Source organism: Kitasatospora sp. SUK 42, from assembly GCF_015776785.2.
Lineage (GTDB): Bacteria > Actinomycetota > Actinomycetes > Streptomycetales > Streptomycetaceae > Kitasatospora.
The window spans coordinates 1-8,590 of the sequence record NZ_LFMD02000033.1 but is presented as its reverse complement, the minus strand read 5'-3'; the positions used below and the strand labels follow the sequence as shown (position 1 = coordinate 8,590).

The window sequence follows — 8,590 nt, the reverse complement described above, 5'->3', positions numbered from 1 at the left end:
AAACACGCGAAAACAACCCGGCGCGAACCGGGAAGTGGTGTTTCAGAGGATTGGCCGCCCCGGGACCGTCCGCGCAGATGCGTGTCCGGTGCTCCCAGCCGAGCGACTGGTCGACAGTACTCCCACTCCGCGCCCGACACAAATGCTCGGGGCGGGCGTGACCGGCCCGCTCACCGTGCGTCGAGGAACTCGATCACGCGCCGCGTCAGGAGCGCGGAAGCTTCCGGGTCGCGGGACGGCAGCGGGCTGTCCGTGAACAGGTGCTGGTCTCCGAGGTACAGCAACAGCTCCGCGTCGGCGGAACCGGAGACGAGCACGTGGGCGGCTTCGAGGTCCTCGGCGAAGAACGGATCGGTCTGCGCGGGAGCACCCCGAGTGGGAAGCCCCCGTAGACGATCTGCCCGGGCAGGTTCCCGGCCGCGCGGACGCCACGCTCGATGATCTCGCCGAAGCCGACCTGCTGCGCGTGACCGACGCCCTCCTCGATGGAGTCGAACGTGCGCCCGTCGAACAGGTCGGGGCCGTGCACGGTATGACCGGCCGCACGCAGCTCGTCGGCGAAATTGAAGCACTGTGTCATGTGATCGCCCGAACGGGATCTAGCCGGGATGGGCATGGAACCTGCTCAGCGCCCAAATCACGAGGAGGTCGAGTGTCACCAAGATGATCGACCACACCGGATAGTACGGAACGAACATGAACTGGGTGATCAGGCTGATCGCAGCTGCCGTCACCCCCGCCCACCGACCCCAGCTCCAGCCCGCCAGCACCCCTGTGCCGGCAGCCGACAATGCCACACCGACCACCAGATGGACCCAGCCCCAGGAGGTCAGATCGAACCGGTAGGCGTAACCGGCTGCGGAGAACAGGCTGTCGTGCGCAATGCCGGCCACACCTTGGAGAATGCTGAGCGGGCCGCTCACCGACAGCGCGATCCCCGCAAACATCGAAGGGCCGGTGACCGTCCCGCCGGTATCGGCTTCTGCCTGCCCTCGCCGTCCGTCAGGCCTCTCTGTCATGATCGCTGCCTTCCTGTCCGGCGTGACCACTCCCGCACTCCACATGCGAGGACAGTCGCGCTCCTCTGACAGCGTCACCCGGATCCGTCGGCGCCGCGACCGCGCCGAGCCACCGCTCGGCCGGCGGCCGGAAGGAGATAGCACCGCTGTACGAGCAGGTGTTCGCAGAGTCGCCGTACTTCGAGGGCCCCGGCGACCTGGCCGGGTTCCTGGAGGGCTACGAGGCGTTCCGGACCATGCCCGGCTTCCGACTGGTGCTGGCTCGCTCAGGTCCTGCCCTGGTCGGGTTCGCCTTCGGCGTCCTGCTCCAGTCGGACAGCCGTTGGTGGCATGGCCTTCTCGAAGGTGCAGGGGTGGAGCACGTCACGCTCGCGGTCCGGCCCGAAGCACGGGCTGCGATGAGGATGTACGAAGCTCTCGGTTATCGGGAGTTGGGCGACAAGGACCCCGCTCGGGAAGGCGCCCCGGTCTACCGCTACATGGTCCGCTAGTGGCTTGCCACGCGGTCTTGGCCACAACGGCTCTCGCCGGAGGTCGAGCCGTCCGACCGGTCGGTGTGGAACCGGTGAAAACGGTGGTTGGTCACGGGCGGGCGCCAATAGCGTGGCCGCATGGATGATCAACAGCTGCTCCACGCCTCGTCCTTCGGCGCGGCGGCCGTCGCGTACGCCGAGCACCGCCCGGACTACGCGCGGGACGCGGTGCGGTGGGCGCTCGAAGCGGCGCCCGGCAGGCGGGTGCTGGACCTCGGGGCCGGGACCGGGAAGCTGACCGCCACGCTGGTCGCTCTGGGCTTCGAGGTGGTCGCGGTCGAGCCCGACCCGGCGATGCTGGGCGAGCTGCGCCGCTCGCTGCCGACCGTCCGTGCGCTGGCGGGCAGTGCCGAGGCGGTTCCGCTGCCGGACGGCTCGGTCGACGCCGTGCTGTCGGGCAACGCCATGCACTGGTTCGACATGGCCGTCGCGGGGCCCGAGATCGCCAGGGTCCTGTCCCCCGGCGGGGTCCTGGCCGGTCTGTGGAACCTCATGGACGACGAGGTGGAGTGGGTCGACGGGCTCGCGCGGGTCGGCGGGAGCGCGGCCGTCGGCCCGCGGGACACGCCGGCCAGGTGGCGGGTCGAGACCGCGGGGATGCACCTTCCGAAGGACGGCTCGCCCGCCCGGTTCGGTTCACCGGAGCAGGCCGCGTTCCCGCACGGGCAGCGCCGCACCGCCGACTCCCTCGTGGCGACCCTCGCGACGCGCGCGGGGGTCCTGGTCATGCCGGAGGAGGAGCGGGAAGCCCTGCTCGGCAGGATCGGCGGCTTCCTCGCGGGCCGGCCGGAGACCGCCGACGGCGAGTTCACCCTGCCACTGCTGACCGGCGTGCTGCGCACCCTGCGGCTGTGAGGCGGCACCCGCACACCCGGGGGCGCACCGAGGTCACCGCTCGGCGGGCGGCCGGTCCTGGTCGGGCCACACGGAGATGTGGTCGTGTTCGAGGACCAGCCGCACCCGGTGCGCCAGGCCCAGCGACTCGGTGAACTCACGCGGCAGCTGGAGCCGGCCGACCCGGTCCAGCACCGTGTACTCCTCGGCGGTGAGCGCGCCGTCGGCGCCGGTGTCGGCCCGGTGGCGCAGCACCTCGGTGGAGGTGCGCCCGTCGCGGATGCGGACGGTGCGGCGGACCTGGTCGGCCACCAGGGCGTCGTGGGTGACGATCAGCACGGTGGTGCCCAGCTCGCTGTTGGCGGTGCGCAGGGCGCCGAAGACCTCCTCCGAGGTGGCGGTGTCCAGTTCCCCGGTGGGCTCGTCGGCGAGCAGCAGCCGCGGCCGGTTGGCCAGGGCGACGGCGATGGCCACCCGCTGCTGTTCGCCGCCGGAGAGCATGGCCGGGGTGCGGTCGGCGGCCTGGGCGATGCCCATCAGGTCGAGCAGTTCCATCGCCCGGGCGGCGCGTTCCTGGCGCGGTGCGCCGACGTAGGCCATCGGCATCTGCACGTTCTCGCGGGCCGTCAGGTAGGGCAGCAGGTTGCTCGCGGTCTGCTGCTGGACCACCCCGACGGTCCGGCGCCGGTAGGCGGTCCGCTCGCGGCGCTTGAGCGCGCCCAGGTCGGTGCCGTCCACGACGGCGGTGCCGGCGCTGGGGGTGTCGAGGCCGGCCAGGATGCCGAGCAGGGTGGACTTCCCGGAGCCGGAGGCGCCGACCAGGGCCAGCAGCTCGCCCTCCCGCACCGTCAGGTCGAGCCCTTGCAGGGCCTGCACCTCGACCCCGCCGCGGGCGGTCGAGCCGGTGCGGTAGATCCGTACGAGGCTCTGGCACTCCACCATGGGCCGGTCGGCCCGGCTCTCCGCCACGGCCCCGGGTCCTTCGGTCGGTCGGTCGGTCACAACGCCTCCCCCAGTCGTAGTACGGCGCCCAGTCCCCGGCGTCGGCTGATCGCCGCCTCCAGTGCGGCGGCTGCCGGCACCAGCACGGCCAGTGCGATGCCGAGCAGCGTGACGGTCGTCCAGTCGATGTGTGTGGCGGGCTCGAACGGCCCGCCGGTGAGGGTTCCCAGCCGCAGGCCGGGGCCGAGCGCGGCGGGCAGCAGCAGTCCGAGCGCGGCGCCGCCGACCGCTGCGGCGAGCAGCAGCGGGAGCAGGTGCAGCAGGTGCAGTCCGAGTACCGCGCGGCTGCCGATGCCCAGGGTGCGCAGGTAGGACGTGGTGCGGGCGCGTTCGGCAGCGCTGAGCAGCAGGTCCAGGGCGAACGCGCCCAGCGCGAGCAGCAGACCGAGGCCGGTGGTGACCTGGAAGGCGAGCTGGACCGAGCGGACCAGCCCGTCCGTGCGCAGCGCGTCGAGTTCCTCGGCGGGGTCGCGGAACTCCACCGGCGCCCCGGTCCCGCCGGTGGGGGCGAGCTGGGGGGCGGCGGCCGCCCGTACCGCGGCCGGGTCCAGCGGCGGTCCGCCGGCCGCCGGGTAGAGGAGGAGGGCGGACGGGTGGCCGGGCTGTGCGGGCAGGAGCCGCGCGGAGGGGCCGGTGAACAGCAGCAGCGCGCCGTGCTGCGGCCGACTGCCGAGCACGGGCCCGAGCACCGGGTCGCGCAGCGCCTCGGGGGGCAGGACGCCGACGACGTGGACGAGGGCACGGCTCATGCCCAGCGCCGACACCTCGAAGCTGCCGTCGGGGAACCGGGCGGCGAGGTCGGGGTCTGCGAGGGCGGTGAGCACCGCCTCGGTGCCGCCCTCGCCGATCCGGCCGACGGGTGTGTTCGCCGCGTCGGAGGCCAGCAGGGCGCGGGCCACCGGGGAGTTCGGTGCGGCGGCGCCGAGTTCGGTGGCGTCCAGTCCGACGAGCTGGGCGCCCGGGAGGGCGCTGCCGTCGTCCTGCGAGGTGAGTTCGGCGGTCGCACCGGTGACGGTCACCTGGTGGCCGACGGTGGGGGCCTTCGACAGGTCGCCGGACAGCCGGTCGCGCGGCCCGACCAGGGCGGCCGCCGCCCCGCCGGTGCGCCAGTCGGCGGTCTGCGCACGGCTGTCCGCGAGGGTGCGCGAGACCATGCCGCCGAAGACGCCGTAGCCCGTGGCCAGCACCAGCACCACCAGGGCGAGTGCGGCCGCGCCGCTCTGCGTGCCGGCCCGGGCGAGCGCCACCAGCGGGACCAGGCCGCGCGAACGGCGCGCCCAGCGGGTGGCCCACAGCAGCAGCGGGGGCAGCAGACGGATCAGGGCCAGCACCATGACCAGCGCCAGGAGGACCGGTGCGGAGGCGAGCTGGAGGTCGATGCCGGAGCCGGTGAAGGCGCTGCGGGTCCGCAGCGCGACCAGTCCGCCGGCGGCCAGCAGCAGCACCAGGGCCTCCAGGACGAGGCGGCGCGAGCGCGGTACGGCCCGGACCCGTCCGGCGGAGGCCAGCAGGGCTGCGGCCGGGGCGCACCAGACCAGCAGGGCGGCGATCAGCACCGGCACCGGGGATCCCAGGGCGGCGCCCGGCGGCGCGAGCAGCCCGCCGAGCACCCAGCCCACCGCGACGCCGGGGCCGACCGCCACCGCGGCCTCCGCCAGCAGGCGGCCAGCGATCCCGAACAGTCCCGCGCCGCGGGAGAGTTGGAGCGCGAAGGCGCCGCTCCGGCGTCGGACGCCGAGCCGTGCGGCGGCGACGGCGGTGGCCACCACCACGGTGAGGACTCCGGTGAGCGCGAAGCCCTGGAGCTGCTCGGTGCGCCCGCGTTGAACCGCGAACGCGTCCAGTTCCGGGGTGAGCCGGTCGGTGATGGCGAGTGCGGGCAGCAGCTGGCCGGCCAGCTGGTGGACGTCCGGGTTGCCGGAGCGCAGTCCGGCCAGGGCGGAGCGGAGTTCGGCGATCCCGGTCGGGGTCGCGGCCGGTCCGGAGCGGTCGACGGCCACCGGCACGTCCCAGACCACCTGGAGCGGGGTGCCGCGCCCCGCGGCCTGCCGCATCCCTCCGGCGCTGGTCAGCAGCTGGCCCGCCAGCGCCTGGCCGGGGTCGGCGTTCACCGTCCAGGGTGCGACCAGCATCGGGGACTGCTGCCAGAGCCGGCCGGCGCCGTGGTCGGTGCGGAAGACCCCGACCAGGACCACCGGGGCGCCCCAGGGCTGCCCGCTCAGCTCGAACTCCTGGCCGACCGTCAGGCCGAGCCGGTCCCGGGTCTGCTCGGAGGCCGCGACCTCGATCCGGGAGGCCTTCCCGGACGGCGCGTCCTGATCGGTCGGCGGCCTGCCCTGGACGTACTCGACCGGCCCGCTCGAACCGTCGGGCTGGGCGTAGACCAGGCTGAACTGCGGCGGCTTCCCGTAGGGGGTGGGCATCCCGGGCCCCAGCGCCGACACGGCTTCGGTGGTCACCCGGGCCTTCGGCCGGCCGAGCGCGGCGGCCAGCGGCGGGGCCGCGGCGGCGCGCAGCGCGTCGCCGCCCTGGTCCAGGTCCCGGTCGAGCGTGTCCCTGGCGGCCGTTCCCACCGAATGCGCCAGCACGACGGTGACGGCACGCGCGGAGATCAGGGGCCCGGTGAGCTGGGCGCGGTCCACGCGGTCCGCGAGCGAGCCCGCCGCGAGCCGGTCGAACCGCGGCGGCCAGCTCAGCGGGATCGCCGTGAGCAGGACGGCGAGCAGCGCGAGCACGGCCGCCACCGGCCAGGCGATCCGCGCCTCGCGCCGGATCAGGCGCAGTGTCAGCATGTGGGGCTCCCCCCGTCGGAACGTCCGTCCTCGGGCGCGGCTCTGCGTGCGGCTTCCCTTACCGCGATACGTGCGGCTTCCCGCTTGGCGGGGCGTGCGGCCTCCCGCGCGGCGGCGTGTACGGCCTCCCGCGCGGCGGGGCGCCCGGTCACGGCCGTGCACCGCCGCCGCGCCACCCGGCTCATCCGTCCTCCCCCGCGCGCAGGGCCCGGACCAGGTCGACCCGGGCCAGCAGCCTGGTGAGGACCAGCACCGCGAGGGCCAGCAGCACGCCGCTGGCCAGCGCCGTGAGCACGGCGGCGGGCCGGCCCGGGGCGACGGCCAGGGCCGGGAACAGCGACCTGGCGCCGTCGTCCAGCACGGTGAACGGCAGCAGCAGGGCCGCCAGCAGCAGGCCCAGCAGGCCGCCGAGCAGCACCGGCGGCGCGGTCACCGCCACCTGTTCGGCGCGCAGCAGCGCGGTCAGGTCGCCGCGCCGCACGCCCAGGGCGCGCAGCACCGCGAACTCCCGACGGCGGGCCCGGACCGCGCTCACCGTGTGCAGGACCAGGGCGGTCACCGCGAAGAGCGGCGCGGTGACCATGACCAGCAGCCAGGCGCAGCGCAGTCCGGACCTGAACGGGTCGTCCGCCAGGGCGGCGGCGGTCTGGAGGGCGCTCTGCGTCCGGCCGAACCCGGCGTGGCCCTGGACGGCGGCCAGGGTGGCCGCCGGGTCGTCGCCGGCCAGCCACCAGGCGGCGTCGACGGGTGGCTCCGCCCCGATGAACGCGCTGGTGGCGGCGAGTGCGCGCAGGTCCAGCAGCAGGTGGCCGTGGTTCCGTTCGTAGCCGGGCAGGGCGTCGAGCTCGCCGGTGATCCGGATCTGCTGGACGCTCTTGCCGTCGTGTTCCCAGTCGAGTCGCAGGGTGTCGCCGACCTTGGCGTTCGCCTCGTCGAGCAGGGCGCGGTCGGCGAGCGCGGGCAGGACGGGGGGCGTCGGTGTGCCGGTGCCGGTGCCGGTTTCGGGCAGCACCGCGAGGACCACGTCCGACCCCGTCAGGTACCGGTGGCCCACCGGCAGGTGGGAGCGCACCACGGTGTGCAGCAGCGTGGATCCCCGGCTCTCCCCCGTGCAGGCCCCGGCGTCCCCGGAGACGCCGCCGTTGCGGGGGTCGGGCACGGTCCCGGGGCATTCGAGCCCGGCTGGTTCGACGAGGTCCGTGCCGGAGCGGGACCAGGCCTGCCCCGGCGGAAGCGCGAGGTCGGTGCGCCGGTCGCCGGTGACGGCGCTGACGCGCGGCAGGAGCAGGTCGAGCGTGGTGCGCTGGGTCAGCTCGCCGGGGAAGTGGACGCCGACCCGGGTGAGCGTCAGCGGATAGGCGCGGCGGCCGCCGTCGGCCAGACCCGCGGTCACGACGTGGGGGCGGCCGTCGGCCGTCAGCGGGACCGTCAGCCGGTCGGTCAGCCCGTTGGCGTCCTGGATCCAGAGTTGCAGGCTCGGACCGGGGTCCGGGACCGGCGGGTCGGCGGTGGCCTGGACGGTCAGCTCCAGTGCGGTCGGCTCGCCCGGCAGCGCGATCCCCTGGACGGGCGGGGCGGTCAGCGGGGCCAGCAGCTCAGGGACCCGGCGGTCGGCGAGGTCCGCTCGCAGCGTCGGTATCCCTCCGGCGGCCGTGGCGGCCGCGGTGTCGATGGCGACCGTCTGCACCAGGGTGCTGCCCAGGTAGCCGGACCGCTCGGCCACCGGGGTGGCCCCCTTCACGCCCGGCAGGCCGGCCAGGGCGGCGTGCCGCTGCGCCTGCGGGCCGGACACCTCGGACAGCCGGAGGTCCGCGCCGACGGTGAAGGCCGCCCGGTCGCGGTCGCTGGTCGGCAGTGCGGCCAGCACCCCGGTGGCCAGGCTGCCGCAGGCCACCGCCAGCAGCGTCACCAGGACCGGGACGGCCTGGCGGCCGGTGTCGCGGCTCAGCCGCCAGGCGCCCAGCGGCAGCACCAGTCCGCGGGCCCGGCCGGCCGCCCGTTCCAGCAGCCGTCCGACCATCGGCAGCAGCCGCAGCAGCAGGACGGCGCCGGCCACCGCCATCGCCACCGGGGTGAGCACCAGCACCAGGTCGACCCAGGAGTCGAACCCCGCGCCCGAGGTCCGCACCACCACGCCCCGGTAGCGGCGCAGTTGGAGGAATCCGAGGACGGCCACGGCGAGCAGCCCCAGGTCCGCGCCGGCCCGCTGCAACCCCAGTCGGCGCGATCGGCGCCCGCGCAGCGCCCGTTGGGCGCCCGGGTCCATCGCCTGCCGGGCGAGCGGCAGCAGCAGGGCCGCGCCGTGCACCAGGACGGCGAAGCCCGCCGTCCACCAGGCCGTCCGGCCGTCTCCCGCAGCCAGGCCGTGCACCCCGGCGCCGCGCAGCACGGCGGCGAGCAGCGGCTCGGC

General features: G+C 75.2%; 7 protein-coding genes. 2 read left to right on the top strand and 5 right to left on the bottom strand.

What is annotated here, in order from left to right; genetic code table 11:
• Positions 1–170 precede the first annotated feature (170 nt).
• Complete coding sequence (locus tag RZ50_RS30405; RefSeq protein WP_374200003.1) at positions 171–317, bottom strand: hypothetical protein; 147 nt, start codon at positions 315–317, stop codon at positions 171–173.
• A gap of 282 nt (positions 318–599) precedes the next feature.
• Complete coding sequence (locus RZ50_RS28585) at positions 600–1,049, bottom strand: hypothetical protein (protein WP_308272455.1); 450 nt, start codon at positions 1,047–1,049, stop codon at positions 600–602.
• 128 nt (positions 1,050–1,177) lie between these two features.
• On the opposite strand from RZ50_RS28585, the gene RZ50_RS28580 reads away from it, so the two are divergent.
• Together RZ50_RS28580 and RZ50_RS28575 are read left to right on the top strand one after the other, a co-directional pair.
• On the top strand, positions 1,178–1,510 hold the full coding sequence (locus RZ50_RS28580; RefSeq protein ID WP_308272453.1) for a hypothetical protein: 333 nt from the start codon (positions 1,178–1,180) through the stop codon (positions 1,508–1,510).
• A 120-nt stretch (positions 1,511–1,630) separates the two neighbouring features.
• A complete protein-coding gene (locus RZ50_RS28575; protein ID WP_196949310.1) occupies positions 1,631–2,407 on the top strand; it encodes a class I SAM-dependent methyltransferase in 777 nt (258 codons plus the stop codon).
• Between the two features lie 33 nt (positions 2,408–2,440).
• Here RZ50_RS28575 and RZ50_RS28570 read toward each other — a convergent pair whose 3' ends face one another.
• The 3 genes from RZ50_RS28570 to RZ50_RS28560 all read right to left on the bottom strand — a co-directional run.
• Positions 2,441–3,328 (bottom strand): ABC transporter ATP-binding protein, encoded by an 888-nt coding sequence (locus RZ50_RS28570; RefSeq protein WP_196949314.1) that lies wholly within the window; start codon positions 3,326–3,328, stop codon positions 2,441–2,443.
• 56 nt (positions 3,329–3,384) lie between these two features.
• A complete protein-coding gene (locus tag RZ50_RS28565) occupies positions 3,385–6,180 on the bottom strand; it encodes a hypothetical protein (RefSeq protein WP_196949311.1) in 2,796 nt (931 codons plus the stop codon).
• Positions 6,181–6,361: 181 nt separating this feature from the next.
• Positions 6,362–8,590, bottom strand: a 2,229-nt coding sequence (locus tag RZ50_RS28560) for an FtsX-like permease family protein (RefSeq protein WP_308272451.1), incomplete at its 5' end; no start/stop codon positions are given.